The 26,871-nt window shown below is 69.7% G+C and carries 24 protein-coding genes, 1 tRNA gene and 1 pseudogene; 18 read left to right on the forward strand and 8 right to left on the reverse strand.

The window, feature by feature from the left end; all coding sequences use genetic code 11:
- Positions 1–733: glycoside hydrolase family 11 protein (locus ACWBNA_RS46210; RefSeq protein WP_482710632.1), on the reverse strand; the 733-nt coding region annotated here is incomplete at its 3' end.
- Between the two features lie 731 nt (positions 734–1,464).
- Here ACWBNA_RS46210 and ACWBNA_RS46215 point away from each other — a divergent pair.
- The 4 genes from ACWBNA_RS46215 (at position 1,465) to ACWBNA_RS46230 (ending at position 6,135) form a co-directional block, all read left to right on the forward strand.
- A complete protein-coding gene (locus ACWBNA_RS46215; protein ID WP_482710633.1) occupies positions 1,465–2,814 on the forward strand; it encodes a phosphatase PAP2 family protein in 1,350 nt (449 codons plus the stop codon).
- 809 nt (positions 2,815–3,623) lie between these two features.
- On the forward strand, positions 3,624–4,718 hold the full coding sequence (chvE, locus tag ACWBNA_RS46220) for a multiple monosaccharide ABC transporter substrate-binding protein (RefSeq protein ID WP_482710610.1): 1,095 nt from the start codon (positions 3,624–3,626) through the stop codon (positions 4,716–4,718).
- A 99-nt stretch (positions 4,719–4,817) separates the two neighbouring features.
- A complete protein-coding gene (locus ACWBNA_RS46225; RefSeq protein WP_482710611.1) occupies positions 4,818–5,801 on the forward strand; it encodes a threonine ammonia-lyase in 984 nt (327 codons plus the stop codon).
- A gap of 160 nt (positions 5,802–5,961) precedes the next feature.
- Complete coding sequence (locus ACWBNA_RS46230; protein WP_482710612.1) at positions 5,962–6,135, forward strand: hypothetical protein; 174 nt, start codon at positions 5,962–5,964, stop codon at positions 6,133–6,135.
- 116 nt (positions 6,136–6,251) lie between these two features.
- Here the strand turns inward: ACWBNA_RS46230 and ACWBNA_RS46235 are convergent, their stop codons facing one another.
- Positions 6,252–7,091, reverse strand: coding sequence for a hypothetical protein (locus ACWBNA_RS46235; protein WP_482710613.1), 840 nt, complete (start codon positions 7,089–7,091; stop codon positions 6,252–6,254).
- Positions 7,092–7,232: 141 nt separating this feature from the next.
- On the opposite strand from ACWBNA_RS46235, the gene ACWBNA_RS46240 reads away from it, so the two are divergent.
- From ACWBNA_RS46240 to ACWBNA_RS46255, 4 genes and pseudogenes are all read left to right on the forward strand, one after another.
- Positions 7,233–7,520: a hypothetical protein gene (locus ACWBNA_RS46240; RefSeq protein ID WP_482710614.1), complete on the forward strand. Its 288-nt coding sequence runs from the start codon at positions 7,233–7,235 to the stop codon at positions 7,518–7,520.
- A 179-nt stretch (positions 7,521–7,699) separates the two neighbouring features.
- Positions 7,700–8,437, forward strand: coding sequence for a hypothetical protein (locus tag ACWBNA_RS46245; protein ID WP_482710615.1), 738 nt, complete (start codon positions 7,700–7,702; stop codon positions 8,435–8,437).
- Between the two features lie 285 nt (positions 8,438–8,722).
- The gene (locus ACWBNA_RS46250; protein WP_482710616.1) at positions 8,723–9,484 is read left to right on the forward strand and encodes a hypothetical protein; all 762 of its coding nucleotides are present in this window, start codon (positions 8,723–8,725) and stop codon (positions 9,482–9,484) included.
- A 310-nt stretch (positions 9,485–9,794) separates the two neighbouring features.
- Positions 9,795–10,218 (forward strand): annotated as a pseudogene (locus ACWBNA_RS46255) (tyrosine-type recombinase/integrase); the annotation flags it as partial.
- Positions 10,219–10,273: 55 nt separating this feature from the next.
- On the opposite strand, the gene ACWBNA_RS46260 reads toward ACWBNA_RS46255, so the two are convergent.
- Positions 10,274–10,349: transfer RNA gene (locus tag ACWBNA_RS46260), tRNA-Arg, on the reverse strand.
- A 106-nt stretch (positions 10,350–10,455) separates the two neighbouring features.
- Between ACWBNA_RS46260 and ACWBNA_RS46265 the strand changes: the two genes are divergently transcribed.
- The gene (locus tag ACWBNA_RS46265; RefSeq protein WP_482710617.1) at positions 10,456–11,091 is read left to right on the forward strand and encodes an NADPH-dependent FMN reductase; all 636 of its coding nucleotides are present in this window, start codon (positions 10,456–10,458) and stop codon (positions 11,089–11,091) included.
- A gap of 26 nt (positions 11,092–11,117) precedes the next feature.
- On the opposite strand, the gene ACWBNA_RS46270 is transcribed toward ACWBNA_RS46265, so the two are convergent.
- Both ACWBNA_RS46270 and ACWBNA_RS46275 read right to left on the reverse strand, forming a co-directional pair.
- Complete coding sequence (locus ACWBNA_RS46270; protein ID WP_482710618.1) at positions 11,118–12,851, reverse strand: IclR family transcriptional regulator domain-containing protein; 1,734 nt, start codon at positions 12,849–12,851, stop codon at positions 11,118–11,120.
- A 62-nt stretch (positions 12,852–12,913) separates the two neighbouring features.
- On the reverse strand, positions 12,914–14,191 hold the full coding sequence (locus ACWBNA_RS46275; RefSeq protein WP_482710619.1) for a M6 family metalloprotease domain-containing protein: 1,278 nt from the start codon (positions 14,189–14,191) through the stop codon (positions 12,914–12,916).
- Between the two features lie 663 nt (positions 14,192–14,854).
- Here ACWBNA_RS46275 and ACWBNA_RS46280 point away from each other — a divergent pair.
- Both ACWBNA_RS46280 and ACWBNA_RS46285 read left to right on the forward strand, forming a co-directional pair.
- Positions 14,855–15,499, forward strand: a complete 645-nt coding sequence (locus ACWBNA_RS46280) for a TetR/AcrR family transcriptional regulator (RefSeq protein ID WP_482710620.1) — start codon at positions 14,855–14,857, stop codon at positions 15,497–15,499.
- A gap of 215 nt (positions 15,500–15,714) precedes the next feature.
- Positions 15,715–17,244: an MFS transporter gene (locus tag ACWBNA_RS46285; RefSeq protein WP_482710621.1), complete on the forward strand. Its 1,530-nt coding sequence runs from the start codon at positions 15,715–15,717 to the stop codon at positions 17,242–17,244.
- A 94-nt stretch (positions 17,245–17,338) separates the two neighbouring features.
- Here ACWBNA_RS46285 and ACWBNA_RS46290 read toward each other — a convergent pair whose 3' ends face one another.
- On the reverse strand, positions 17,339–17,848 hold the full coding sequence (locus tag ACWBNA_RS46290; protein ID WP_482710622.1) for a MarR family winged helix-turn-helix transcriptional regulator: 510 nt from the start codon (positions 17,846–17,848) through the stop codon (positions 17,339–17,341).
- Between the two features lie 135 nt (positions 17,849–17,983).
- On the opposite strand from ACWBNA_RS46290, the gene ACWBNA_RS46295 reads away from it, so the two are divergent.
- Positions 17,984–18,775: a dioxygenase family protein gene (locus ACWBNA_RS46295; protein WP_482710623.1), complete on the forward strand. Its 792-nt coding sequence runs from the start codon at positions 17,984–17,986 to the stop codon at positions 18,773–18,775.
- A gap of 83 nt (positions 18,776–18,858) precedes the next feature.
- Here the strand turns inward: ACWBNA_RS46295 and ACWBNA_RS46300 are convergent, their stop codons facing one another.
- Positions 18,859–19,377, reverse strand: a complete 519-nt coding sequence (locus ACWBNA_RS46300; protein ID WP_482710624.1) for a GNAT family N-acetyltransferase — start codon at positions 19,375–19,377, stop codon at positions 18,859–18,861.
- Positions 19,378–19,547: 170 nt separating this feature from the next.
- Between ACWBNA_RS46300 and ACWBNA_RS46305 the strand changes: the two genes are divergently transcribed.
- The 3 genes from ACWBNA_RS46305 (at position 19,548) to ACWBNA_RS46315 (ending at position 22,165) form a co-directional block, all read left to right on the forward strand.
- Positions 19,548–20,543, forward strand: coding sequence for a sigma-70 family RNA polymerase sigma factor (locus ACWBNA_RS46305; RefSeq protein ID WP_482710625.1), 996 nt, complete (start codon positions 19,548–19,550; stop codon positions 20,541–20,543).
- A gap of 533 nt (positions 20,544–21,076) precedes the next feature.
- Entirely contained in the window at positions 21,077–21,802 is a 726-nt protein-coding gene (locus ACWBNA_RS46310) for a TetR/AcrR family transcriptional regulator (RefSeq protein ID WP_482710634.1), read from the forward strand.
- A gap of 15 nt (positions 21,803–21,817) precedes the next feature.
- Positions 21,818–22,165, forward strand: a complete 348-nt coding sequence (locus tag ACWBNA_RS46315; protein WP_482710626.1) for a hypothetical protein — start codon at positions 21,818–21,820, stop codon at positions 22,163–22,165.
- Between the two features lie 46 nt (positions 22,166–22,211).
- On the opposite strand, the gene ACWBNA_RS46320 is transcribed toward ACWBNA_RS46315, so the two are convergent.
- Positions 22,212–23,183, reverse strand: coding sequence for a helix-turn-helix transcriptional regulator (locus ACWBNA_RS46320; protein ID WP_482710627.1), 972 nt, complete (start codon positions 23,181–23,183; stop codon positions 22,212–22,214).
- A 63-nt stretch (positions 23,184–23,246) separates the two neighbouring features.
- Here ACWBNA_RS46320 and ACWBNA_RS46325 point away from each other — a divergent pair, with 63 nt between their 5' ends.
- The 3 genes from ACWBNA_RS46325 to pfkB all read left to right on the forward strand — a co-directional run bounded on the left by ACWBNA_RS46325 (position 23,247) and on the right by pfkB (position 26,699).
- Positions 23,247–24,755: an MFS transporter gene (locus ACWBNA_RS46325; RefSeq protein WP_482710629.1), complete on the forward strand. Its 1,509-nt coding sequence runs from the start codon at positions 23,247–23,249 to the stop codon at positions 24,753–24,755.
- 238 nt (positions 24,756–24,993) lie between these two features.
- Positions 24,994–25,755 (forward strand): DeoR/GlpR family DNA-binding transcription regulator, encoded by a 762-nt coding sequence (locus ACWBNA_RS46330; RefSeq protein ID WP_482710630.1) that lies wholly within the window; start codon positions 24,994–24,996, stop codon positions 25,753–25,755.
- Positions 25,752–26,699 carry a 1-phosphofructokinase gene (gene pfkB / locus ACWBNA_RS46335; protein ID WP_482710631.1) on the forward strand — a complete coding sequence of 316 codons (948 nt, stop codon included), beginning with the start codon at positions 25,752–25,754 and terminating at the stop codon, positions 26,697–26,699. Before ACWBNA_RS46330 ends, pfkB begins: the two co-directional genes overlap by 4 nt.
- Positions 26,700–26,871: the final 172 nt, after the last annotated feature.

Below are 26,871 nucleotides of genomic sequence, written 5' to 3' on the forward strand. Positions count from 1 at the left end.
CGGTCCAGTTGTTGGAGCCGGAGACCGTGACATTGAGGTTGTACCGGTCACTCCACTGCTGCCCGGCCGACAGAGTCGCGGTACACCCGCTTCCGCTCCCACCACCACCGGTGGTACCGCCCACCGTGATGTTGGAGTTCCCGCTGCTCTGGTATCCCTCGGTCGCCAGGATCATGTAGTAGTTGAAGCTGCCGAGGGGCATACCTGCGCGGGCCCAGGCGTCGAAGTGGTTGCCGGTGGTGATGGTGCCGCCGGTCCGCTTCGCCTGCCGGACACTCCAGTACTGGTCGAAGGTCCGAGTGCCCTCGACGGACGGGGCGTTGTACCGCGTCGTCTTGTAGATGTCGTACGTACCGCCGTCGCTGGTGACGGTGCCCATGTGCGTCCCGGTGGGCCGGTAGGTGCCCCAGTTGTCGACGATGTAGTACTCGACGAGCGGGTTCGACGTCCAGCCGTAGAGCGCCAGGTACGCGTTGCCGGACGGGTTGAAGGTGCCCGAGTAGGTCACGCTCCTGCGCCCGCCGGTGCTCCAGCCCTTGCCGGCGACGAAGTTCCCGGTGTTGCTCCAGGAGGTGCCGTAGTTGCCCCCGGAGCCCAGGTTCATGGAGACGGTGCCCGGTGCGTCGGTCCAGAACGAGTAGTAGTAGCCGTTGTTCGTGCCGGTCTGGTTCGTGTTGATGACCGTGTCGGCGTGAGCGGTGCCGGGCATGGTCAGCGCGGCGACAGCGACCATGACTATGGCGCAGGCGCTGCTGATGAGGAGCCGGAAGCGGCTGAGCGGGCGTGGGCGGCGGTTTCCGCGGGGCGTCAGGTGGGCGTTCCTGGGTGTGTGCGCGGGTGCGGGTGCGTCGTTCATGTGCGTGTTTCCTCCTCGTCCTCGTGAGGCCGGTGGGGATCAGGCAGCGGGACACGACCCGGACAGTGACTGGGCCCTGTCAACGGCGACAGTGTTGGTCTGGGCACGACAACTGTCAACTATTTCGGCAATGTCAGCGAAACATTCGCTGAGGGTGACGGTGTGGGGAAGCTGAATGTCGCCTGGTAGGAGGCCATAGATATCGGACTCGACAGGAGCTGGCCATCGAAAGGTGAAAGTGAGTGATCAGTGCGAGAGGCCGGATCGTCGAAAGTTTCGAACCCTTTCCGGATTACCACCCGCTGTGCACCGCTGGTTGCGGCACGACGCCGCTGTACCGCAGGATGCCGACGGGGGTGGCTATGGAACGGAAATTATCGGTGCGGCTGCCGACCGGTGAGGCATCCGTGGCCGAGGTGGAACGCGGACCGCGATCTTTCCGTCTTCCCCCGTCGGGCGGGCTGCTTTTCGCGAGGAGAAAGTGGCCTCCACCGGAAGGCGGCGAGCGAAACCTACCCTTACCTAGCCAAATCTAGAAAATCGGCCGAAAATTGATACACATAACATCGAAGATATCTTCGCGAATAAGACCCGGAAACGCGCTCCCCGTGTGGCGTCAACCACGGGCGAGGCTCTGGGTCGTGGTGGGTGTCGTCGCCCTCGGATTCCTCGTCGCGCTGGAGATCGCCGCACGCCACTACGGCCTGCCGGGGCCGATCACCTGCCAGGTGCAAGAGGTGATATTCCCGCCCAAGTCCGGGTTTCTGTTGTACGCCGGTATGGCCTTGATGATGGTGGTGCTCACCTGGCGGCAACGGTTCATCGCATTCGGTACCGCGGTCGGAATCGACGTCGCGTTCTTGATCGCCCGGTGGGCGTTCGACGTCAAGGTGACCGACGGCCACCCCTTCGGCAACGGCGCGCTGTGGGTGATCCTGGGCTGTGCGGTCATCGCCGTCACTCGCCGTACCGGCCCGGAACGCGTCCTGCTCCTGAAGGGCGTCGGGCTCGCCCTGCTGCTGGTGGCCGGCCGCAAGACCGGCGACACCTGGCTGCTCATCACCTCCAAGACCCGCCCGATGGTGCTCGACCAGTACGTGGCAACCGCCGATCACGCACTGGGCAACCCCTCGTGGCTGGTGGGCCGGATCGTCACGGCCACCGGCCCGATCGGCTTCAACATTCTCGACATCGTCTACGGCCAGCTCGCGGTGGCCGCGGTGATCGTCGCGCTCTACCAACTGCGTAACGTGGCGGTCGAGCGCCGCTTTCCGGGCCATCACCTGGTGCGCACCTTTCTGGTGATCGGCCTCCTCGGGCCCGCCATCTACATGATCTTCCCGGTGGTCGGACCGATCTTCGCCTACGGCACCGGCGCCGAGCACTGGGCGTCGGTCAGTCTGTGGGCGAAAACGCCACCCACCGAGCAGTGGGCGATGGCCAACCTGTGGCCGAACACGCCGCCGCCGATCACTGCCCCGCAGCACATGCCGTTCGACGGGATCACCCCACGCAACTGCATGCCCAGCCTGCACACGGCGTGGGCCACCGCGATATTCATTCATTCCCGTAAGGGCCCACGTTTTCTGCGATTCGCGGGAACGTTCTGGCTGACGGCCACGCTCACCGCAACGCTGGGATTCGGCTGGCACTACGGCGTGGATCTCCTCGCCGGCGTGGTGTTCACGCTCACGATCGAGGCCGCCCTGCGCTCGCTCGACCGCGGCTGGGACCGATCAGGCATCCAGCTGGTCGCTTACGGCGCGACCGTCTTCGCCGCGCTCCTGCTGTCCTATCGCTATCTGCCGTTGGAGATGGCCCAGCACCCGTGGGTGGCCGGACCACTTCTCGTGCTGGCGATGACCTCAGTGGTCTACGGCTACGTAAGAACCACCGCACTGTGGGAATCGAGGACCGCACCGGCCCGGCAGTCGGAGCCGCAACCCGAACTGGTGTGAGAGGAGCGGCAGCACGAGGGTGCCGCCGAACCCCGACTTCGCACGTGTGCAGGGCTTCGCGATCAGATGCCGGGCGCGGGCTGTCCCCACGGGCGCCTCGCCCGCTGCTCTGGCGCGTCCCGAAGCCGTCCGCCAACACCTTTCTGTAACCGTTCGAGTTCGCCCCGTTGACACCCTGCATCCTCACCCTTAATCTCACGCCAATATTTGGAACATGTGACGAGATTTCGAACAGTTGAAAGGCGATTGCCCTGTGCACCCCCGGAAGCAGCACGCACGTGGCCGGAAGGCCGTGGCGCGGCCTGGCGTACGTACAGGAGCACACCGGTAAAGGGACCACGAGACTTCGGCGAGCGCCGGATGCCGGGCCGCGGTACGCACTGACCGGCGAACTGCGGGCCACCGAGGCGTCTGAGCACCGACTCAAGCGACGTGCCGTGCCGACCTGACCTCAACCACCCTGTGAGCGAGGTCCGCCGGTTGTCCACTCGCCGTGAAACCTGAACGCCAAGACCCCCCGAAGACCTCGGCGGCCACGTGCGGATCCACGAGGGCGCCGAGCTGATCCACCCCGGCGCACCGCTCCGCCCTGAAGCCCGGCCCGTCCAGGGCACCCGGGCCCGGGGATCCACCCGTACGGCACCCATCTGCGGGCCCCCCACCCCAGGACCACCGCCCGGGAGCACGTACCGCGCGCCCGACGCGCTCTCGACCTGCCTGCTCACCGCACGGCCCGCTCCACCGCATTTCCCCCGACGCCTGATACGCCGTCCTCTCCTCAACGACGAGAAGAACAAGGAACGATCACCATGTTCAAGCGAAGAGCCGCCCTTGCCTTCCTCGGCGGAGCCGCCTCCCTCGCCCTCACCGTGTCCGCCTGCGGCCAGAGCAGCGAGGCCGACTCCCAGGGCTTCTCCGGGGGCGGTACGGTCGGCATCGCCATGCCGACCCGGGCCTCCGAGCGCTGGCTCACCGACGGCAAGAGCGTCGTCCAGGGTCTGAAGGACAAGGGATACAAGTCCAAGCTGGTCTACGGCGACGACGACCCGAAAGCCCAGGTCTCGCAGATCGACAGCCTGATCAAGCAGCGCGTCGACGCGCTGATCATCGCGGCCATCGACGCCAAGTCGCTGAACGGGGTGCTGCAGAAGGCCGCCGACGCGCACATTCCGGTGATCTCCTACGACCGGCTCATCATGGGCACCAAGAACGTGGACTACTACGTCTCCTTCGACAACGAGATGGTCGGCCGGCAACAGGCCCGCCACATCATCAAGAAGCTCGGCCTGGAGGAAGGCAAGGGCCCGTTCAACATCGAGCTGTTCGCCGGCTCCCCCGACGACAACAACACCAAGTACTTCTTCGACGGTTCCATGGCGCTCCTGGAACCGTTCCTGGAGAGCAAGCAGTTGGTCGTCCCGTCCGGCGAGATCGAGATGAAGCAGATGACCACCCTGCGCTGGGACGGCCCCACCGCGCAGAAGCGCATGAGCCGCATCCTCGCCAAGTGGTACGACGGCAAGGACCTCGACGCGGTCCTGTCGCCGTACGACGGCATCTCCCGGGGCGTCCTGACCGCGCTGGATTCGTACGGCTACGGCTCCGACGGCAAGCCCCTCCCGGTCATCACCGGCCAGGACGCCGAACTGGACTCGGTGAAGTCGATCATCGCGGGTCAGCAGTCGCAGACCGTCTACAAGGACATCCGCGCGCTCGGTGAGGCCGCCACGGAGATGGTCGACGACATCCTCACCGAGAGGCTGCCGAGGATCGACAACCGAACCGACTACAACAACGGCGTCAAGGACGTGCCCGTCCACCTGCTGCAGCCACAGAGCCTCGACAAGTCCAACATCGACATCCTGGTCAAGGACGGCTACTACACCGCCGAACAGCTCAAGTAGCGACACGGCCCCTCCGCGATCCGCCCGCACGACGCTCACCGGACCACTCCCGGATCTGACCCGACAGGAACGGCGCCGGCGGCACTACGCTGCTGTGCCGTGCAGGAGACGCGCCTCGACACCGCTCGGATCAGGGCGGCCCGCCGGGTCATCGACCCGATGTTCCTCGACACTCCGCTGTACCGCTGCGAGGCGCTGGAGCCCGGCCTCGGGTGCACGGTGAGTATCAAGCTCGAAACGGCGAACCCGGTCCGCAGCTTCAAGGCCCGAGGCACCGAGGTCGTCGCGAGCCGGCTCGCCGACCACGGCTCGCGGGCCGTGGTGTGCGCCAGCGCGGGCAACCTCGGCCAAGCCCTCGCGTGGTCCGGTCGCGGCCGGGGGCTCGACGTGACCGTCGTGGCATCCCGCTCCGCGACGGTTGCCAAGCTTGATCGCATCCGCGCGCTGGGCGCCCGGCTGGAACTGGTGGACGGCGACCACGAGATGGCTCGCGACCGGGCGGCCGCCGTCGCGCGCCACGACGGCATCCGGCTGGTCGAAGACAGCCTGGACATCGAGACCTGCGAGGGCGCGGCGACCATCGGCCTGGAACTGGTGGACACCGTGCCGTCGTTCGACGCCGTCCTGATCGCTCTCGGCGGCGGGGCGCTGGCCACCGGCGTGGGTCATGTGCTGAAGGCGTTGGCGCCCCAGGTCGAGGTGATCTGCGTCCAGCCGCTGGGCGCACCGGCGATGACACACTCGTGGCGCAGGCGGCGCGTCGTCACCACGGACGCGACCGACACCATCGCCGACGGCGTTGCCGGCCGGCGTCCCATCCCGGCCGTCCTGGACGACCTGCTCCAGGTCGCTGACGACGCCGTCCTGGTCCAGGAGGCGTCGATCATGGTCGGTATGCGGATGCTCCTCGACCATGCCGGCCTCGTCGTCGAACCGTCGGCCGCGCTCGGCGTCGCGGCCGTCCTCGAGGACCGTGACCGCTTCGCCGGTCGACACGTGGTCACCATTGTGTGCGGCAGCAACGTCGACGTGGACGCCTATCACCGCTGGGTCGGTGCGGCGGCTCCCCTTCCCAGGTCCTGACGATCGCCCGCTGTTCGGGACGGGACACCTGCTGTTCGGGACGGGACAAGGGGCCATCCTGATCACTCGCCCGTCGGGATGTTGTCCGGCGCGTTCCGCGGGGCAGTTTTGCCCCCTGCCTCTAGGGCACACGTCTAGTGAGACCCGCGGAGGTATCGAGATGAGTGCCGGAGAACGAGCCAAGGCAAAGGCCGAACAGGTCGTCGGAATGACCGTGCGGAAGGCGGCCCACGCGGTGCACAAGGAAACGCTCGCAGCGAAAGGCGCCGCTCTCGAAACACGGGGCAAGATGCGGGGCGCGAAAGAACAAACCAAGGGTTCCTTCAAGGGCTGACAATCGCACCCCCGGATGTCGGAAGCCCCGGACCTTGACCGGTCCGGGGCTTTTGCCTTGCCCCCTGCTGGTTGCCCCCGCGTCGAAGGCTCCACCGGTTCGCCGCCGGGTGCGGCTCAGTGGTCGTCGCTGATGGTGGTCGCGATGCCGTTGCTGATCACGACCTCGGCGCTGAAGCCCTTCTTGGCGGCCGTCTCCAGTTCGGCCTCCGTGCACTCGGCGCCGCCCTCGCCGCCCGGCCCGGTGTTCACGGCGTCGCAGATGTCGTCGTAGCCCATGATCTTGGTGTCATCGGCGACGAGGAACTGCTGCTCGGTGCCCTTCATGTCGGAGACGGTGTACTTGCCCGGCGCCAGGTAGGAGACGTTGCCGAACCAGGTTCCGTTGACACCCTTGCCCTTGTCGATGCCCTCGACGACGGTCTCGCGGGAGTCGGACTCGGAGTCGGAGCCAGACGGCGAGCCGGAGTCCGAACCCGAGCCGGAGGACCCTGAACCGGAGGACCCGGAACCGGAGCCCTGCTGGGCGACACGCCGCTCGGTCACCAGGGTCGCGATCCCGTTCTTCATCACCACGTCGGCGCTCACGGCGCCCTTCTTGGTCGCCGCCTCCAGCTGGTCCGGCGTGCAGGGCGCGTCCACCTTGGCGCCCGCCTCGCCGCATATGGTGCCGGCGCCGTAGACCTCGGTGTCTTCGGCTACCCAGAACTGCTGGTCGCTGCCCGACACGGACACGATGTACTTGCCCGGGGCGAGATAGGTGACCTTGCCGTTCTCGAACGTGCCGCTGACGCCCTTCGTGTCCTTGGAGTCCGACGCCTTCTCCGCGACCGGTGACGCGTCCGTTCCGCTCTTGCCGGACGAGCTGTCGTCGGTGCCGTTCTGGCACGCCGTCATCAACAGCCCGGCGGTGATCGCGGCGGCGGCGACGACGGCCTTGCGGAGGTGGCGGTTCATCACGGGAGGTTCCTTCCGAGGCGGAGTAGTGGGGAGCCGGCGGCGTTCTCCACCGGCTTCCCGCTCTGTGCTGACTATGAGGGGTCCCGGAACCCGCAGGTCACACCCGTCTTCTCTTCAGAACGCCGCCATGACACAGCTGTGACACAGCAACACCTCGGCTATGGACGGCAGTTGACGACGCGCCGCCTTGCATCACGCGGGCAACACGGCACGGATGTGCCCGACCGGCAGTCCCGGCACCGGGACATCACCCCGGACGGCAGATCTGGCGTCTACCAGAACTCGATCAACACCGGCGGACCCCTGCGCCTCGATCCCGAGAGCTGGCGGCGCGACCTGTGCGAAGTGATCGGCGACCAGCCGTTCACCGCCGACGAGAAAGCCGGCCTTCCGGTGGCCGTACCCACTCGACCGATCTGCCCCTGACCGAAGCGGGGCGCTCGGGCGGTGACGCGACAGAGGGAAGGGCCGACTCGGGAACCGCCCTGAGCCGGCCCTTTGTACTCTGCCCGGGCAGTGGCCCCGACAGTGCCCCGACCATGCCGCCGGCAGGCTCCGAGCCCGCGAGCCCGCGAGCCTCAGCCACCGCCAGCTTCCAAGCACCGTTGGTCGTCAGCGACGCCGGCGCGCTCAACACCCTGACCCGGCTGCTGCCGGACCGGACTCCCGCCGCCGCCCCGCTCGTCGACTCCCTGCGCGCCATCGGCCCTTCACAGACGTACGTCATGCTCAACATCGGCATCCGGGAATCCGGCGACCGGCTCGACCTGGACCCCGCCAACATCTGGGCCCACACCGGACCCGACATCGACGGCGACATAGCCGCGTTCGAAGCCGACCCCGAACACCGCGCCATGCCGACCTACTTCCTCACCTTCCCGTCCCTGAAGGACCCGTCGTGGGAAACCCGGTACCCGGGACGCACCACCATCGACATCGCAGGGCTGACCACCTGGTCGTTGTTCGAGCCGTACGCGGGCAGCGCGTGGATGCGCCGGGGCGCCGACTACGAACGCCTCAAGGACAGCTCACCGACGAACTACTGGGCCAGGTCTACCGCTTCTGCCCCCGGCTGCAGGGCCGCATCGACCACACCGAGCTGGCCACGCCGCTCAGCTTCAACCACTTCCTCGGCAGGGAGCAGGGCGACTTCATGTCCCTCGCCCACACCCCGCAACGCTTCGCCCTGCGTGACCTCGGCGCCCACACCCACATCCCCGGCCTCCTCCTCACCGGCCAGGACGTGGCATCGGCCGGCGTCAGCGGCGCCATCATGGGCGGCGTCATCGCGGCCTCCGCCTGCCCTGGAACGCGACGCGCTCGAAGACCTCGCGACGGGGTGAGCTCCGACGTCCTCGCCGCGTCGGCAGGGACCCGGGAAGAGACCGTGGGCCCGCGCTGGTCGAAGGTGAACCTTGCCCTCGACCCGCGCCGTCGTCGTCGTGCCGTACCTCTGCCCGCCTCTGCATCGTTCCCTACGCCCTGCGATCATCGGCATGAGAGGGCAGGGTTCGCTCTCCGACGGCGGCTGAGCTGCGCGGGTGACATATTCTCGCCCCACCTGCCATGCCTGCGGCCGGGGGGATTCACGGCCGGGGCAGGCCCGAACCATTTGGGGATTCATGCGCATGAAATCCATAGGTGCCGTCCTCACCGGCGCCTTGGTGCTTTCCGCCGCCGCCGTCACCGCCCCGGCCGCCTACGCGGCGGAGACCGGCGTGGTGATCCAGAAGCTGTCCGTGAACGGCGGCAAGCCCATCGTCCTCGGCACCTCCCAGAGCGAGTCGTTCACCATCTCGGTGACCGCCTCGGACGACTCGGGGATCAGCAGTGACCTCGCGTTCCTCCAGATCGACCGGGAGGTCGGCGACGACTACTGGTCCTACCACGGCGCCCCGACGTGCACCGCGGTCAACGCCACCACCTCCACGTGCAAGCTCACTTTCAAGCTCGACTCGGGCTGGGGCGTGCCCCGCAACACCCTCGCCGGTAAGTGGGACGTGACCGTCCAACTCCAGTCCAAGGACGGCGACCTCTACAACAATGGCGGCGCCACCAAGCACTCGGTCCTGCGGCGGGGCACCCTCAGCGTCAACGCCGGGCCCGAGCCGGTCGCCAAGGGCAAGCCGATCACGGTCACGGGCAAACTGGCCCGCGCCAACTGGGACAAGCGCGTCTACGCGGGCTACACCAACCAGCCCGTGAAGCTGCAGTTCCGCAAGGCGGGCACCACCACCTACACAACCCTCAAGACGGTCTACACCAACTCGACGGGCAACCTGTCGACGACAGCCACGGCAGCGGCCGACGGCTACTGGCGCTGGTCCTTCGCAGGCACGTCCACCACTTCGGCGGCCAACGCCACAGGCGACTACGTCGACGTGCGCTAACAGCCACTGCCGTCAAAGCCTGCCATCAAAGGCCCCGGACCGTGAACGGTACGGGGCCTTCTGCCTGGTACCCGCGGCAGGATTCGAACCTGCGGCACCCGCTTCAGGGAGTTCGATCCGGGCCTACTGGGGCGGCTGTCGTCGACCGTTGCGACGGCCGGACAGGGGTGCTGGCGTACGCCCTCGTCCGGCGTCGTTGATGTCAGCCGTGGATGTCAGAACTGAGTAGCTGTGCTCATGTGCAGTGCCTGCCCCGTCAGCATGCTGGATGGCACGCGATCAAGGGGAAGTCACCAGCAGGCGGTGAGCCAAGAGCCGCCGTCGACGCGTCGTCCCTCTGCCCGCGCTCTGCATCGCCCCGCTGCGCTGGCAAAGGATGCGGCAGTCCGGTGCACGTGCCAAGGCGGGGGAGTAGTGGCATTCGTCGGGCTACGTCTTCACCACTCGCACCGGTAGCCAGGTCGAGCCGCGGAATCTACCGCTGCTTCACCCGCGTCGCCGAGTCCGCCGGCCTTCGCGTCATCCGGCTCCATGACGCTCGGCACGGAACGGCCACCCTCATCACGGCGGCCGGAGTCGCGCCTCGGGTCGTGATGGAGATCCTCGGGCACAGTCAGATCAGCATCACCATGGACGTGTACGCGCACGTCGTGCAGGACACCCAGCGCGAGGCCATCAGTCACATGGACGGGCTGCTCAAGAGGCGGCCGGTTGTGAGTGACCGCCTTCGTTGATGTCAGAAGCAGATGTCAAAGGCCCCGGACCATGATCGGTCCGGGACCTTTTGCCTGGTGCCCCCGGCAGGATTCGAACCTGCGACACCCGCTTTAGGAGAGCGGTGCTCTATCCCCTGAGCTACGAAGGCGACGGCGTTCAGTGTAGCGGGTGGGGCTGGTTCTTTACCGGTGGGCGGTCGTCGGCGGCGGGGTGGGGTTGACCTCAAGGTTAGTTGAGGTTCTACGTTCTGCTGCATGCCTCAGACAGCGCCGTACACCACGACCAAGCCGCTCCCGCTCAAGATCGGTGTCCTCATCGGCAGCACCCGGCCCGGCCGCTTCGCCGACAAGATCGCCCCCTGGTTCCTCTCCGAGGTCCGCCGACGCGACGACATGGAGGTTCACGTGATCGACCTGTCCGAGCCGGCCCTCGTCGGCGAGCTCAAGCTCTCCTTCGAGCGGGCCGGCGGTGACGGGGACGGTGACGGTGACGCGGGCGACGTCCCGAAGCTCGCGCAGCGGATCGGCGGGCTCGATGGGTTTGTTGTGATCACGCCGGAGTACAACCACGGCTATCCGGCCTCGCTCAAGCTGGCCATCGACTACGTGTACAGCGAGTGGCGTGCCAAGCCGGTCGGATTCGTGTCGTACGGGGGGATGGCCGGCGGACAGCGGGCTGTGGAGCAGTTGCGGCAGGTCTTCGCCGAGCTGCATGCGGTCACGTTGCGCGACACCGTCAGTTTTCACATGGCCTGGGAGAGGTTCGACGAGCACGGGCGGCCGTACGACGAGGAGGGGACCGCCAAGGCCGCCGCCGTTCTGCTGGACCAGCTCGCCTGGTGGGGAGTGACCCTGCGGGAGGGGCGGGCGGTCCGGCCCTACGACGGCTGAGGCACTGGCCGACAACACACCGGCCCTCACGACAGCGGCACCCTCGTGAAGCGGCCCGCCACCCTCAGGTCGTCCTCGATGCGGTCGGCCGTCGCCCGCAGCTCCGGCAGGAGTTCCGTCACGATCTCCTCCACCGTGCGGCGGGCCGCGTGCAGGGAGACGTTGGTGGCGGCGACCGTTCTGCCCGTGCGGTCGCGGATCGGGACGGCGATGGAGCGCAGGCCTTTTTCCAGTTCCTCGTCGACAAGGGCGTAGCCCTGGGCCCGTACCTCCTCCAGTTCGGCCCCGGCCTTCCCGGCGTTTGTGGCCAGCAGCACCCGGCCCAGTGCCGTCGCCCCGGCGGGCAGCCGCGTTCCGATCGTGATGTCGGCGCTCAGGACGCGGCTCGTGGTGGCCCGGGCCGTGTACTGGATCTCCTCGCCCGATGCCGTCAGGACCGCCAGTGACGAGGACTCGTTGACCTTCGCCGACAGATCCGCCAGGTGCGGGGCCGCGATACGGGACAGGGACGTACGGGACAGGGGCGGGAAGCCCAGGGACAGCACGCGGGGCGTCAACGCGAACGTGCGCTCCGTGGCGCCCGCCGTCACCAGACCCAGGTACTCGTACGTGATCAGCGCCCGCCGTGCCGTGGCCCGGGCCAGTCCCGTCGCCTTCGCCACCTCCGTCAGCGTCAGCTCCGCCCGGCCCTCCTCGAAGGCCGTCAGGACGGTCAGGCCACGGGCGAGGGACTCGACGAAGTCCCTGCCCAGCTCCTGTTTCGACGCCCCCGTCCAGGCCGCCAGGCCGGACGGCGACACAGACACGGACGCCGGCGGGGACGCGGACGCAGCCTCCGTGTCCGCCGCGCCCAGTTCCTCCTCCATGCCCGCCACCGCCTCCCGCAGCCTCGGCAGCAGCGTCTCGCGCAGGTCCGCCGCCGAGTGGCGGCTCGTGTGGCTCACCACGCTTGCCACGCAGGCGATCCGGCCGGTGCGCGGATCCCGTACGGGTACGGACACCGCCACCAGGCCCGGCTCGATCAACTGGTCGTCCAACGCCCGGCCGTTCTCCCGCGCCTGAGCCGCGGCACGTACGAACTCCTCGTCCACACCGGCCTGTTCACGCGGCGGTACGGCCGGAAAGCCCCGGTCCTCCGGGTCGGCCACCCGGCGTGCCCGCCAGCCCCGCCAGTCCTCGTCCGTCCACTCCGTCGCGAACAGCGGGCCCGGCGCGGTGCGTTCGGCCGGCAGCAGGTCGCCGATGCGGAAGCTGAGGGACATCGCGCGGCGGCGGGTGGCCTGGTGGATGAAGCGGATGCCGTCGCGGTCGCCGACCGCCAGTGACACCGACTCGTCCAGCTCGTCGGCGAGGGCGTCCGCGCGGGCGCCGAGCAGTGCCGGGAGGCGCAGGGCGGACAGGTACGCGTTGCCCAGTTCCATCAGGCGGGGGGCGAGGATCACGTCCCGGCCGTCGAGACGGACGTATCCCATGCGCGCGAGGGTGGAGGTGATCCGGTCGACCGTGGAACGAGCGAGGCCGGTGGCTCGTTCCAGCCCGCTCGCGCTCATCGTCCCGCCTGCCTCCGTCAGTCGCCGCAGCACGCCGACCCCCCGGATCAGCGGGGCGACCGCCTCGGCGGGTACGGCGGGTACGGCGGGTACGGCAGCGTAATCCGCCCCGGCGGGTACGGCGGGGGAGCCGGCCGGTACGGCGGTGGCGTTCCTGGCCGTCTCGGTCGCCTCGGTTGGATCGGGCGGATCGGTCGGATCGGCGGGCATCGGTTCTCCGGTACGGCGGTCAGGGCAGGCCTACCGTATTCCGCGGTCCGCCGGAGCATCCCCTACCCCCGACTGACCCGCACCCGGTAGTCCCCCGAAAGCGCCGCCCCCGCCACCGCGATCAGCACCCCCCGCTTCGTGTCCCGGAACTCCTCGCCGGGGATGAAGGGCGCGTCGGAGAGTTCCGCGTGGACGTTGGGGCTGCGGGTGCAGCCGCCGCTGTCGCGGTGGGAGTCGTAGACCGTGACCGGGCCCTGGCCGGTGTCGATGTCGGCATCGACCTTGTAGATGAGGATGCCGGGGCGGCAGACCGTCTCGTCGTTGCCCTCGCGGGTGCGCAGTTCGACGGCGTATCCGGTGCGGCGGTCGAGGGGGACGAAGACGAGTTTCGTGCCGCCCGGCCGGGCCAGCGGGGTCAGGGTGTACTCCGTCGTCCCGGGGGCCGTCGCGCAGTTCACCTGGGAGGCGTCCAGCCAGCCGAGTTTCCACTTGTGCCAGGCGAGGAGGTCGTTGTTGGCGCCCCAGTCCTCGCTCATGATGTCCCAGTGGCCGACCGCGCCCCCGCCCTCCTGGGTGTAGAGGTCGGGCAGGCCGAAGACGTGGCCGTTCTCGTGGGGGAGGACGCGGTAGCCGGTGCGGTCGTAGGAGCCGGAGCCGTCGTCCTGGCGGGAGTAGACGAAGGACGCGTTCGACACCGGGACGCCGTCCGCGACCGGGGCCTCCGGATTGCCGGCGAAGGTGACGGACAGGACGGTGTCGAGGGCGGAGGGGCCGGCGTTGGGGGTGATCAGCACGTTGAGGAAGTCGTACGAGCGGAAGTCCACGTCGGGATCGGCCGTGGTCACGATGTCCTGGACGAGTTGCCGGTAGCCGGGGTCGAAGGGGGCGCCGCGCTCTATGTCGTAGGCGTGGAAGGGCTGGGGCATGCGCAGCCAGTCGGTGACCGGGGTTTCGGGGCGGTAGTCGAGACGGCCGTAGGAGCTGGTGCGGAACCAGTCCTGGGTCTGCGGGAAGAACTCACGGAAGCGGTCGAGGGCGCTGCCCGAACCGGGCGCGTCGGAGAAGTCGACCATCAGGGTGAGGGCCCGGACGGTGCCGGTGGAGCGGGAGTAGCCGCCGGGGGTGGGGACGCCCTCGGTCATCTGGACCGTCGGGCTGCCGCTGATCATGCAGGGGACGTGCGCGGAGGTGCGGGCCAGGGCGATGGGCCCGGCGCCGGCCGTGGTGGGGGCCGGCCTGAGGTGCCCCGTGCCGGCCGACGTACTGACCGCGAGGGTCAGCGCGGTCACGGACGCGAGCGTGGCCACGCGGCGCGGGCGTATCCGACGGCTCGGCTGCATGCATGGCCCCTTCAGTCCGCGGCAGCCGCCGACCTGAAGGCTGCGCCCTTTCGATCACCCTGTGTCGAGGGGTGCGCGGGCGCGCGCTGAAGGGACCCGAACGTGGGTTCCGGGCGGAGGGGGCGGGACCCAGTCCCCTCACGTGGCGTCACGGCCTTCCCCTCACGTGGCGTGACGGTCTCCCCTCACGGGGCGTGACGGTGTCCCCCTCACGGGGCGTGACGGTGCCCCCTCACGTGGCGGGACGGTCTCCCCCTCACGTGGCGGGACTAGGGCGCCTCATACGGGTCTCGGGTGCCTCGCGTGGCGGGACTCGGGCCCTGCACGGTCAGGACCCGGGCGCCTCATACGACGGGACTCGGGCCCCTCACGTGGCGGGACTAGGGCGCCTCGTGCGACGGATCTCGGGCGCCCCGCATGGCGGGACTCGGCTAGTCCCGGGCGCCCCGCATCGCGGGACTCGGGCCCCTCACGGGCAGGACTCGGGTGCACCAGGTAGATGTGACTCAGGTCACACAAAATCTGTGGACGGGCGGGAAATAACCGGGGATCCCTTCCCCGTTTAGACCTGTGTCCGAACGAAGTGGGGAGAGCTTCCCCGGATCACACACCAATCGCACAGCGCAATCTCTGATCGCACACCAACAGCCTCTGGAGTACATCGTGCAGACCGCGACCCCCGTGCAGCGCAAGACGCCCCGGCCGCGTGCCGACGCTCTGCGCAACCGGGAGCGGATCGTCGCCGCCGCCCGCGAGATGTTCGTCGAGCTGGGCCCGGACGTGCCGCTCGACGACATCGCCCGCCGGGCCGGCGTCGGCAACGCCACGGTGTACCGCAACTTCCCGGACCGGGACGCCCTGGTCCGCGAGGTGGTCTGCTCGGTCATGGACCGGACCTCGGAGGCGGCCGAGCGGGCGCTGATGGAGACCGGGGACGCGTTCGAGGCGCTGGCACGCTTCCTGCACACCGCCGTCGACGAGCGGATCAGCGCGCTGTGCCCGATGGCCTCCAGCACGTTCGACCAGCACCACCCCGATTTGGAGGCCGCGCGCCGGCGCTGCGATCAGCTCGTCGAACAGCTCATGGGCCGGGCCAAGGCGGCCGGTCAGCTCCGCGCCGACGTGGGGATCGGTGACGTGATGGTCACCGCGATCCAGCTGAGCCGGCCCCCGGCCGGTACGGACTGCTTCAGCATCGACCGCTTCGTACACCGCCATCTGCAGCTGTTCCTGGACGGACTGCGGGCCCCGGCCCGCTCCACCCTGCCGGGCACGGCCGTGACCATGGAGGACCTCCGCAAGGCCTGACCGATGAGTTCGGCGCTGTGCGCCGGTCAGTACACCGACTTCCGCGGCCGTCGCCGATGACGGGCCGTCCCTGAAGAGCCGGCCGTCCCTGGCGGGCCGACCTTCCGCACGCCATTCACGCCATTCACGCCTTTCACGCCATTTCTGAAGACACCTTTTCGTCCCGTCCCTTACGACATCTTTTTCCGTCACGAAGTCCCGAGGTGGGTACCACCATGTCCGAAACAGCCGTAAAGGCTCCTGGCGTCCCCGATGCCAACCGCTGGAAAGCGCTGACGTTCATCGCGCTCGCCCAGCTGATGGTCGTCCTCGACGCGACCATCGTGAACATCGCCCTGCCCTCCGCCCAGCAGGACCTGGGTATCTCCGACGGCAACCGGCAGTGGGTCATCACGGCCTACGCCCTCGCCTTCGGCGGTCTGCTGCTCTTCGGTGGTCGCATCGCCGACCTGTGGGGCCGCAAGCGCACCTTCGTCGCCGGTCTGATCGGCTTCGCCGGCGCGTCCGCCCTCGGCGGCGCGGCCACCAACGAGGCGATGATGCTCGGCGCCCGCGCCCTCCAGGGTGCGTTCGGCGCGCTGCTCGCGCCCGCCGCGCTCTCGCTGCTCGCCGTGATGTTCACGGAGCCCAAGGAGCGCGCCAAGGCGTTCGGCATCTACGGCGCGATCGCCGGTGGCGGCGGCGCCGTGGGCTTCATCCTCGGCGGTGTCCTCACCGAGTACCTCGACTGGCGCTGGACGTTCTTCGTGAACATCCCGTTCGCGATCATCGCTGCCGCGGGCGCCTACTACGTCATCCGTGAGCCGGCCGGCGGCCGCAACCGTTCGCCGCTCGACATCCCGGGCGTCATCCTCTCCATCCTCGGTCTGGTCACGCTCGTCTACGCCTTCACCCGTGCCGAGTCCGACGGCTGGGGCGACTCCACGACCGTCGGGCTGTTCGTCGCCGCGGTGGTCCTGCTCGCCGCGTTCGTCTTCACCGAGTCCAAGGTCAAGGCCCCGCTGCTGCCGCTGCGCGTCATCACCGAGCGCAACCGCGGAGGCGTCTACCTCTCCCTCGGTCTCGCGATCATCGCGATGTTCGGCCTGTTCCTCTTCCTGACCTACTACCTGCAGATCGTGAAGGGCTACTCGCCGGTCAAGACCGGCTTCGCCTTCCTGCCGATGATCGGCGGCATGATGGTGGGCTCCACGCAGATCGGCACCCGCCTGATGACCCGGGTCCCGCCGCGCTTCCTGATGGCTCCGGGCTTCCTGGTCGCCGCGCTCGGCATGCTGATCCTGACCCGGCTCGAGATCGGTTCCACCTACTCCAGCACGATCCTGCCGGGGATGATCCTGCTCGGCCTCGGCATGGGTACGGCGTTCATGCCCGCCATGTCGCTGTCCACGCACGGTGTCGAGCCGCGTGACGCCGGTGTCGCCTCCGCGATGGTCAACACCTCGCAGCAGGTGGGCGGCGCGATCGGTACGGCCCTGCTGAACACGATCGCCGCCTCGGCGACGACCTCGTACATCAAGGACCACATCGGCGGCGCCGGTTCCCAGGCCCAGCAGCAGCTGGTCCAGCTGGAGGGCCAGGTGCACGGGTACACCAACGCGATCTGGTTCGCCGTCGGCATCCTCGTGCTCGCCGCGACGATCGCCGCGACCTTCATCAACACCGGCCGCCCGGACACCGGCGCGGTGACCGGCTCCGGTGACGGTGTCGAGGACGAGCTGCGGGTGCCGGTGGTCGCGCACTGACGGCGACCGTCCGGTCGTATCCCTTCGGGTCACCGGTACGTATGGGGAGGGGACGCCTCGTACGTACGCCCCACCGGACCTGCCCTGGTCGCGCTCAGCGCAGCCAGGGCAGGTCCGCACCCGCTTCGTTCGGCTGAAGTCCCTCGGCGATGATCTGCATGATCTCGCCGAGGGACTTCTGCTGTTCGGGGGTGAGCCGGTCGAACACCGCGTTCCGTACGACCGTCACATGGCCCGGCGCGGTCTGTTCGAGCGTCTCCAGGCCCTGGTCCGTGAGGACGGCGAACTGGCCCCGCTTGTCGGAGGGGCAGTCCTCGCGCCGCACCCAGCCGTTCTTCTCCAGGCGGGCGATGGCGTGCGACAGGCGGGAGCGGGTGATCTTCGCGTCCTTGGCCAGTTCGGTCATGCGCAGCCGCCGGTGCGGGGACTCGGCGAGCCTGACGAGGAGACCGTAGTAGATGTGGGGCATACCGGCGTCACGCTGGAGCTGACGGTCCAGGTGGTCTTCGAGGAGGTAGGTGGCGTGCAGGTAGGAGCGCCAGACGAGCTGCTCCTCTTCGGTGAGCCAGCGCGGCTCTTCAGCGGGTGCGGATGCCGTGTTCATGTACTCCACTGTACGAGTGCTCTCCTTGAAAGTTAAACAAACGGGGCGTACCCTCGGGGATGTCATAGCTTGAGGATTCAAGTGAACCATCGTGTACCGCCTCACGTGCAGGTTCTTCCGGAGGGAGCAGCCGTCATGTCCGCCGCCACCGAGGAGCGGATGCCCGCCCTCTACCTCAGTCACGGCGCGCCGCCCCTGGCGGACGACCCGGTCTGGCCCGGCGAACTGGCCGCCTGGTCGACCGGACTGCCGCGGCCCAAGGCGATCCTCATGGTCTCCGCCCACTGGGAGGAGGCCCCGCTCGCCCTCGGCGCCACCGTGCCCGTCCCGCTCGTCTACGACTTCTGGGGCTTCCCCGAGCACTACTACCAGGTGAAGTACGCGGCTCCCGGCGCCCCCGAACTCGCCCAGTCGGTGCGGAAGTTGCTGCGCACGGCCGGAACCCCCGTCCAGGACATCCCGGACCGCGGCCTCGACCACGGTGCCTACGTCCCGCTGGTGGAGATGTTCCCCGAGGCCGACATCCCGGTCCTGCAGGTCTCCATGCCGACCCTCGACCCGGTCCGCCTCATGGAGATCGGCCGCAAGCTCGCGCCACTGCGCGACGAGGGCGTGCTGATCGTCGGCTCCGGCTTCTTCACCCACAACCTGGCCGCACTGCGGCACACGGGCGGGGGAGTTCCCACCTGGTCGTCCGAGTTCGACGACTGGGGCCGCCGCGCCCTGGAGACCCGCGACTGGGACGCCCTGCTGGACTTCCTCCACAAGGCCCCCGCCGGCCGGTACGCCCACCCGCGCACAGAGCACTTCGCCCCGCTGTTCGTGACCATGGGCGCGGCGGACGTGGCCGGTGAGCTGGATTCGCAGAAGTCCGTGATCGACGGGTTCTGGATGGGGATGGCGAAGCGGTCGGTGCAGTTCGGCTGAGGAGTGGCCAGGGGCCGGTTCCGGGTCCGGTAGGGGCCGCCGACGCGGCTGGCACCTCTGGGCCCGGGCCTACGGCGGGGCCGCTAAAGGTCCTTCTCGTACCAGGCCACGTCCCAGTAGCGGCCGAACTTCCGGCCCACTTCCCGGTAGGTGCCGACGTGCCGGAATCCGAAGCGTTCGTGCAGCCGCGCGGACGCTTCGTTGGGCTGTGCGATGCCCGCGTAGGCGCGGTGCAGGTCCTCGCCGGACAGGGCCTCGAAGAGGGCCTTGTAGAGCAGGGTGCCGATGCCGCGGCCGCCCGCGTGGGGCGCGAGGTAGATGGTGACCTCGACGGAGGTCGAGTAGGCGGGCTTCGCGCGATAAGGGCTGGATGTGGCGTAGCCCAGAATCTCCTGTGTGTCCGTGTGCGTGGCAACCATCAGGCGATGCGGGCCGTCTTCAGGGTGGGAGAGCAGCCAAGGCCGGCGCTCCTCCGGAGTGAAGACGGCGGTATCGAATGTGATGGACGTCTCACGAACGTAGTGGTTGTAGATGTCGGTGAGAGCGGCGAGGTCACTGTCGACTCCCGGCCTGACCTGCACCTCTGTACGTTCCGGCGGCATCGCTCCCCCTCGTGTGGCCGGGCAGGATACTGCATGATCAGAAAAATACAGGGGTGGGTTGGGAATTCTGTCCGGATTCCAGTCGTTGTTTCCATCGGAAGCAGGGCACCCGAGGAGAGTGCCGAGCGTCCAGGACCACCCGCTGACCTCACCATCGCAAGGGAGCACGCATGGCAACCCGTGCCGTCGCCCGTCGTCAGTCCGCCACCGGCGGGACCGACGCGGCCAGCAGTGTTCGCACCCATGGCGGCGAGATCGCCGACCGCGACCTGGTCGGCATGTATCTCGACGAGATCGCGCGCACACCGCTGCTCGACGCCGCCAAGGAAGTCGAGCTGTCCCAGATCATCGAGGCCGGTGTCTTCGCCCAGCAGCTTCTCGACGGGTTCGAGGAGTCGAAGTCGCCCGCGACCCGCGAGGAGCTCGAGGCCCTGGTGGCCGACAGTGAGCGGGCCAAGGACGTCTTCATCCGCTCCAACCTGCGTCTGGTCGTCGCCGTGGCCCGCCGCTACCCCCGCAGCGGCCTCCCGCTCCTCGACCTCATCCAGGAGGGCAACGCCGGCCTGGTGCGCGCGGTCGAGAAGTTCGACTACCGCAAGGGCTTCAAGTTCTCGACGTACGCGACCTGGTGGATCCGTCAGGCGATCACCCGCTCGATAGCGGACCAGTCGCGCACCATCCGTCTGCCCGTCCACCTGGTGGAGGAGCTGGGCCGGATCCGGCGCGTGCAGCGCGAGTTCAACCGCGAGCACGGCCGCGACCCGGAGCCCGCGGAGATCGCCGCCGAGCTCGACTCGAACCCGGCCCGCGTGACGGACGTGCTGGACTGGGCCCGCGATCCGGTCTCCCTGAACATGCCGGTGGACGACGCGGGTGAGACCCAGTTCGGCGACCTCCTGGAGGACGCCTCGGCGGTCTCCCCGGAGCAGTCCGTGCTGACCCTGCTGCGCAGCGAGGAGCTCGACGACCTCATCGGCCGCCTCGACCAGCGCACGGCCTCCATCATCAAGATGCGGTACGGCATCGAGGACGGCCGGGAGCGCACGCTGACCGAGGTCGGCAAGGAGCACGGCCTGACGCGCGAGCGGATCCGCCAGATCGAGAAGCACGCACTGCTGGAGCTGAAGAAGCTGGCGCGGGACACCGGGTTCGACGCGGCGGCCTGACGTCCCGCGCGGGCGCGGTGCCGGGGAGCGTACGACCGCCGGCGGCCGCGTACGCCCGGTGGCGAAAGGCAGCGCAAACATGGCCTTGTAACGCCGCTTCAACCGGCGGAGCCAGGGAACAAGACTTCAGGGTCCAGGAGTTCGAGCGGGCCGGGACATGTCCCGCCGCCGGGCTCCGCAGCCCTCCGACCCACCGAGCCACGTCCCGACGCACACCCCCCCCCGGCGCCGGGACTTGCCGAGCCGGGCTTCGGCGCCCCTCCCCCTGGGCGCCGAAGCCCGGCTCTCTTCTGCTTCCCGCGCGTTTCTGCCTCCCGCGCGCCGGGTTCCACGCTGTGCCGGGCCCGGGCAGGCTGGAATGCCGGGCGCGGGCCGGATGGAATGGCGGGTCACCCCGTACCTGAACCACGGGGTGGCCCGCCGGATGGCAGATTCTGTCACATGGGCATAGCCTGCCGAACGTGAGCAGCCCCACCCGTCCCGCTTCGGCGGCATCCGTCTCCCTCACCGAACGCCGCAAGGCCGCGACCCGCATGGACATCGCCCGAGCGGCCGCCGGTCTCTTCGTGAAGCACGGGCTGCGGGCCACCCGGGCCGAGGACATCGCCCAGGCCGCCGGCATCGCCCCGCGCACCTTCTACCGCTACTTCGCGACCAAGGAGGAGGCGGTCTCCCCGCTCTACGCGGCGGGCGCCCAGCGCTGGGCGGAGGCGGTCCGCGAGGCACCCGCCGACCTGTCCGTACCGCAGGCCCTGGAACACGCGGCCCGCCACACGTTGACGCCGGGCCTCGGAGTGTCCGCGGCATCCTGGGAGTGGGTCCGCACCCTGATCCGGCTGGCGGCGGCCGACCCGGGACTCGGCAAGGTGTGGGCGGAGGTGTGCCAGGCGGCCGAACGGANGCCGGGCCTCGGAGTGTCCGCGGCATCCTGGGAGTGGGTCCGCACCCTGATCCGGCTGGCGGCGGCCGACCCGGGACTCGGCAAGGTGTGGGCGGAGGTGTGCCAGGCGGCCGAACGGACGCTGGCCGACGTGCTGGCGGAGCGACTCACACCGAGCGCCGACAACGTTGCCGGTTCCCTCGACGTCTCACCCCACCTGCGCTTCGCCGCCGCCGTGGCAAGCGCCGCGGTACGTACGGCGGTTGAGGCGTGGGCCACGGGAGACGCCCCGGCCGCCGGATCCGAAGGGCCGGCGGGTCTGGCGCTGCGGCATCTCGAAGCCCTGGGGCAGTTCCCGTGGGTGGGGCACCGGGCCTGAAGGGTGGTGGACGCGATGGCTGAACACCTGGGATCCGGTGCCCTGTCGGCCCGCTTGGCGGCTCATCGCGGGCTCGGCATCGGGACATCGGCACAAAGGGCCGCGGCACCGGAAGCCGAACTGCGCCCGGTGTTCGACGACGTGGCACCCAGCCCCGCACCGCTGCACCGGCCGGCTCCCGCACTGGGACTGCGCGTCCCCGACCTCTTCGTGATCGTCGGGCTGGAACCGCCGCCGGAGTGGACCCCGTTGGACGCCCTGGCCGGCGGCGGCGTGCCCTGGATCGCGATGAGGTCGAGGGAGTTGTCGCCGGAGCCCCGGACCGTACTGGATGCGCTGCTGGAGGCGCTCCATGAGGCGTGAGGCGTGAGGCGTGAGGCGTGAGCGTGAGGCATGAGGCGGACCGCGGTCAGTCCGGGTCCGACCCCGCCTGGACCATGCGCGCACCCAACTCCCGTACACACCGCACGAGTTCCCGCGGCTCCTGCACGGTGAAGTCGTATCCCAGCATCGCCAGCCGCACCGCCAGCCACTCCACCGGATCCCCGACCGACCCCCGGAGCCGGCAACGCCCCTCGCTCAGTGGCTCGGGCACCCCGAGCCACTGAGGTACCCGGGTGGCGACGACCTCGGCCGGGGCGTCGAACGTCACGGTGAAGCCGTACGTCTCCTGCCGGCCGCTGATCGACCGGCGCAGGTACTCCGCCGCGTCCCCCGTGGGCAGCTCGCGCGGGGCGAACCGTGCCCCGGTCGCGAAGGGGTCGCTGACCCGGTCGACGCGGAAGGTGCGCCAGTCGTCGCGGTCGAGGTCGTAGGCGACGAGGTACCAGCGCCGCCCGGTGGACACCAGTCGGTACGGCTCGACCACGCGTCGCGAGTCGGCCCCGTCCTTTGCCCGGTAGGCGAACCGCAGCCGCTCCCGTCCGGCCACCGTGGAGGCCATCACGGTCAGCGTCTCGGGCGCGATGCTCGCCCCGTCCCCGCTGGTCAGCGGGGTGGTGGCGGCCTGGAGGGTGGAGACGCGGTGGCGCAGCCGGGACGGCAGCACCTGTTCCAGTTTGGCCAGCGCCCGTACGGAGGCCTCCTCCACGCCCTCCACCGCGTGCCCGGCGCCGGCCCGCAGGCCGACGGCGATGGCGACCGCCTCCTCGTCGTCGAGCAGCAGCGGCGGCATCGCCTTGCCCGCGACGAGCCGGTAGCCGCCGTCGGCGCCCATGGTCGCCTGCACGGGATAGCCGAGCTCCCGCAGCCGGTCGATGTCCCGCCGGACCGTACGGCGGGAGACCCCGAGCCGGTCGGAGAGCTCGCCGCCGGGCCACTCGCGGGGCGTCTGGAGGAGGGAGAGGAGCTGGAGGAGCCGAGCCGGAGTGTCCGTCGTCATGAGATCGAGGATGCCGCACAAGTAGGACACGAACTGTCCTAGTGCGGTCATAGCTTGTGGGACATGACCTTCACCGAGCCCACTCTCAGTGCGGCGGGCGACCGGCGTCGCTGGTTCGCTCTCGCCATCGTGATGACCGCGGCCTTCATGGACCTTGTCGACGTCACCATCGTCAACATCGCCATCCCGTCGATCCAGCAGGACGCCGGCGCCTCGTTCAGCCAGATCCAGTGGATCACCGCCGGATACGCGCTGGCCTTCGCGGCCGGTCTGATCACCGGCGGACGGCTCGGCGACATCTACGGCCGTAAGCGGCTGTTCCTGATCGGCATGGGGGGCTTCACCCTCGCCTCCGCGCTGTGCGGCTTCGCCGCGGGCCCGGAGATGCTGGTCGCCTCCCGCATCCTGCAGGGCGGCATGGCGGCGCTGATGGTCCCGCAGGTCCTGTCGATCGTGCACGCCACCTTCCCGGCCCACGAGCGGGGCAAGGTCTTCGGGCTCTTCGGCGCGATCGTCGGCCTGGGCGCGGTCTCCGGCCCGCTGCTGGGCGCGCTGCTGACCGAGTGGAACCTGTTCGGGCTCGAATGGCGGCCCATCTTCCTGATCAACCTGCCGGTCGGCATCGTGGGTCTGCTCCTGGGCAGCCGTTTCATCACCGAGTCCAAGGCGCCGAAGGCGCTGAGGCTGGACCTGGTGGGCGTCGCGCTGGTGACGCTGGGCCTGCTGATGCTGGTCTACCCGCTCACCCGCGGCGAGGAGCTGGGCTGGCCGCTGTGGGGCCACGTGTCGATGGGCGGCTCGCTCGTGGCGCTCGGCGCGCTGGTGGCGTACGAGCGGCGCAAGACGGTGCGTGACGGTTCCCCCCTGATCGAGCTGTCTCTTTTCCGGGTCAAGAGCTTCGCCGCCGGTATCGCCGTGCAGACCGTCTTCGGGGTCGGGCTGGGCATCTTCTTCCTGGTGTGGACCATGTACATGCAGACGGGGCTGGGCTGGACCCCGCTGCGGGCCGGGCTGACCGGCGTCCCGTTCTCGATCGCCGTGTCCCTGGCGGCCGGTCTGTCCGTGCAGCAGCTGGTCCCGCGCTTCGGGCGCAAGGTGCTCCAGGCGGGCGCGCTGGTGATGGGGGCCGGAGTGCTGCTCTACATCTGGGAGTCCGAGCGGTACGGCCTCGGCATCGCGTCCTGGCAGATGGCGCTGCCGCTGGTCGTGATGGGCGCGGGCATGGGCCTGATCGTCGCCCCGCTGACGGACGCGGTCCTGTCGGAGGTGCCGCGCGAGCACGCGGGTTCGGCGTCGGGGCTCATCAACACCGTGCAGCAGATGGGCAACGCGCTGGGGCTCGGTCTGGTGTCGGTGGTCTTCTTCGGGGAGATCGCCGACGACCTGGGGCCGACCCAGGCGGGCCCGGCCTTCGTGGACGGTTTCCAGAACGCGCTGTGGTGGGTGGCCGCGTTGATGGGCGGCATCTTCCTGCTGATGTTCGCGCTGCCCAAGCGGCCGGCCCAGCACGTGGAAGGTGCCGGGGCGGAGCTTGCGGTGGAGGACGAGAGGGAGCCCGAGCTCGTGTCCTGAGCGGCGGTGGGAAAAGGGCCCGGCACCTGGGAAGGTGCCGGGCCCTTCGGTCGTGCCGCTCGGTGGTGTCCCTCTGCCGTATCCGTCTGCCGTATCCGGGCGGACAGACGCCGGACTCGGACATGAGCGGAAGTCCGTTCATGCCCGAATCGCGTCCGAACCTGTTTACTTTCTGGTAATCCGGGCGTAGCGTGCCAGCGAAACCACAGGTTCGGGCACAGGTCGGAGGCGAACGGGCATGTACGCACCGGAGCGGCAGCAGGAGATCCTCCGGCTGGCCCGTGACGGCGGCCGCGTGGACGTGGTGTCGCTGGCCGAGGAGTTCCAGGTCACGGCGGAGACGATCCGCCGCGACCTGAAGGCCCTCGACCGCGCCGGCCTCCTGCGCCGGGTGCACGGCGGCGCCATCCCGGCCGGCCGCCTCGACTTCGAGCCGGACCTCGCCGAACGCGAGACGACGGCGGCCGACGAGAAGGACCACATCGCCAAGGCGGCCGTCGCCGAACTGCCGACCGAGGGCACGATGATCCTGGACGCCGGTACGACGGTGGCGCGGCTGGCCGGTGCGATCCCCCTGGAGGCGGCGCTCACCGTCGTCACGCACTCGCTGCCGATCGCCGCCCGCCTCGCGCACCACCCCGGCATCCAGCTGCACCTCGTCGGGGGACGCGTGCGGCACCGTACGCGCGCCGCCGTCGACGCCTGGGCGCTGCGGGCGTACGGCGAGATCCGGGCCGACGTCCTTTTCGTGGCGGCCAACGGCTTCTCCGCCGACCACGGCCTGACCACCCCCGACCTCGCCGAGGCCGCGGTCAAGCGCGCGGCGATCGCCGCGGCCCGTCGCGTGGTGCTGCTCGCCGACTCCTCCAAGCACGGCCAGGAGCACTTCGCCCGCTTCGGCGACCTGAGCGACGTGGACCTGCTGATCACCGACAGCGGGCTGAGCCCCGAAGACGCCGTCGCGATCGAGCGCGGCGGCACGGAAGTAGTGCGCGCATGATCCTCACCGTCACCCCGAACCCGTCCCTGGACCGCACCTACGAGGTCCCTGCACTCGACCGCGGCGAGGTCATCCGCGCCACCGGCGAGCGCATGGATCCGGGCGGCAAGGGCGTGAACGTCTCGCGCGCCGTCTCGGCCGCCGGACAGCGCACGGTCGCGGTGCTGCCCCTGGGCGGAGCGCCGGGCGCGCTCGTCGCCGCCCTGCTCGACGCCCAGGGCATCGAGGTCGCGCCGGTGCCGGTCGCCGGAGCCACCCGCTCGAACATCGCGCTCGCGGAGTCGGACGGCGTCCTCACGAAGATCAACGCGCCGGGCCCCGAACTGTCGGCGGAGGAGCAGGAGCTGCTCCTGGAGACGGTGCGTGCGCAGTCCGGCGACGCGGACTGGATCGCCTGCTGCGGAAGCCTGCCCCGAGGGCTCGGGCCGTCCTGGTACGCGGCGCTCGTCGCCCGGGCGCACGCCGCCGGCAAGCGCATCGCGCTGGACACCTCGGGCCCCGCGCTGCTCGCCGCGCTGCGCGAGCGGCCCGACGTGGTGAAGCCCAACGCCGAGGAGCTCGCGGAAGCCGTCGGGCGACCCCTGTCCACGGTGGGCGACGCGGTGAAGGCGGCCGAGGAGCTGCGCGAGATGGGCGCCCGCGCCGTGCTGGCGAGCCTGGGCGCAGACGGGCAGCTGCTCGTCGACGACGCGGGCGCCTGGTTCGCCAGCGCGCGCGTCGAGGCCGTACGCAGCAACGTGGGCGCCGGCGACTCCTCCCTCGCCGGCTTCCTGATCGCCGGCGGCAGCGGGCCGGAGGCGCTCGCCTCGGCGGTCGCGCACGGAGCCGCGGCCGTCCAGCTGCCCGGCAGCGTGATGCCGACGCCCGCCGACCTGGATCCGGCGGCGGTGACGGTCACGGCCGAGGTGCCGGTGGACCGCGTACTGAAGGAGCCGGTGTCATGACCCACTTCGTGTTCTCCGGCGTCCCCACCGGACCGGCCGTGAAGCGGCGGGGCTCCCCGTTACCCGCCGCGGCCGAGGGGAGGCAGGGCCACCTGAGCCGGCCCGCCGCCCGGAGGGGGCGGGGCTTCCCCGGCCCCGCCTCCTCCACCGCCCCCACCGCCCCCCACTGCAC

This window comes from Streptomyces sp. Q2 (assembly GCF_056820935.1).

What these genes read in the sequence shown, in the direction of transcription:
- ACWBNA_RS46285 (WP_482710621.1), top strand. Translation starts at nt 15,715, where the DNA reads ATGTCCGAAACAGCCGTAAAGGCTCCTGGCGTCCCCGATGCCAACCGC.
- ACWBNA_RS46315 (WP_482710626.1), top strand. Translation starts at nt 21,818, where the DNA reads ATGGCTGAACACCTGGGATCCGGTGCCCTGTCGGCCCGCTTGGCGGCT.
- ACWBNA_RS46320 (WP_482710627.1), bottom strand. Translation starts at nt 23,183, where the DNA reads ATGACGACGGACACTCCGGCTCGGCTCCTCCAGCTCCTCTCCCTCCTC.
- chvE (WP_482710610.1), top strand. Translation starts at nt 3,624, where the DNA reads ATGTTCAAGCGAAGAGCCGCCCTTGCCTTCCTCGGCGGAGCCGCCTCC.
- ACWBNA_RS46275 (WP_482710619.1), bottom strand. Translation starts at nt 14,191, where the DNA reads ATGCAGCCGAGCCGTCGGATACGCCCGCGCCGCGTGGCCACGCTCGCG.
- ACWBNA_RS46300 (WP_482710624.1), bottom strand. Translation starts at nt 19,377, where the DNA reads ATGCCGCCGGAACGTACAGAGGTGCAGGTCAGGCCGGGAGTCGACAGT.
- ACWBNA_RS46295 (WP_482710623.1), top strand. Translation starts at nt 17,984, where the DNA reads ATGTCCGCCGCCACCGAGGAGCGGATGCCCGCCCTCTACCTCAGTCAC.
- ACWBNA_RS46265 (WP_482710617.1), top strand. Translation starts at nt 10,456, where the DNA reads ATGCCTCAGACAGCGCCGTACACCACGACCAAGCCGCTCCCGCTCAAG.
- ACWBNA_RS46330 (WP_482710630.1), top strand. Translation starts at nt 24,994, where the DNA reads ATGTACGCACCGGAGCGGCAGCAGGAGATCCTCCGGCTGGCCCGTGAC.
- ACWBNA_RS46290 (WP_482710622.1), bottom strand. Translation starts at nt 17,848, where the DNA reads ATGAACACGGCATCCGCACCCGCTGAAGAGCCGCGCTGGCTCACCGAA.
- ACWBNA_RS46325 (WP_482710629.1), top strand. Translation starts at nt 23,247, where the DNA reads ATGACCTTCACCGAGCCCACTCTCAGTGCGGCGGGCGACCGGCGTCGC.
- pfkB (WP_482710631.1), top strand. Translation starts at nt 25,752, where the DNA reads ATGATCCTCACCGTCACCCCGAACCCGTCCCTGGACCGCACCTACGAG.
- ACWBNA_RS46230 (WP_482710612.1), top strand. Translation starts at nt 5,962, where the DNA reads ATGAGTGCCGGAGAACGAGCCAAGGCAAAGGCCGAACAGGTCGTCGGA.
- ACWBNA_RS46250 (WP_482710616.1), top strand. Translation starts at nt 8,723, where the DNA reads ATGAAATCCATAGGTGCCGTCCTCACCGGCGCCTTGGTGCTTTCCGCC.
- ACWBNA_RS46305 (WP_482710625.1), top strand. Translation starts at nt 19,548, where the DNA reads ATGGCAACCCGTGCCGTCGCCCGTCGTCAGTCCGCCACCGGCGGGACC.
- ACWBNA_RS46235 (WP_482710613.1), bottom strand. Translation starts at nt 7,091, where the DNA reads ATGAACCGCCACCTCCGCAAGGCCGTCGTCGCCGCCGCCGCGATCACC.
- ACWBNA_RS46270 (WP_482710618.1), bottom strand. Translation starts at nt 12,851, where the DNA reads ATGCCCGCCGATCCGACCGATCCGCCCGATCCAACCGAGGCGACCGAG.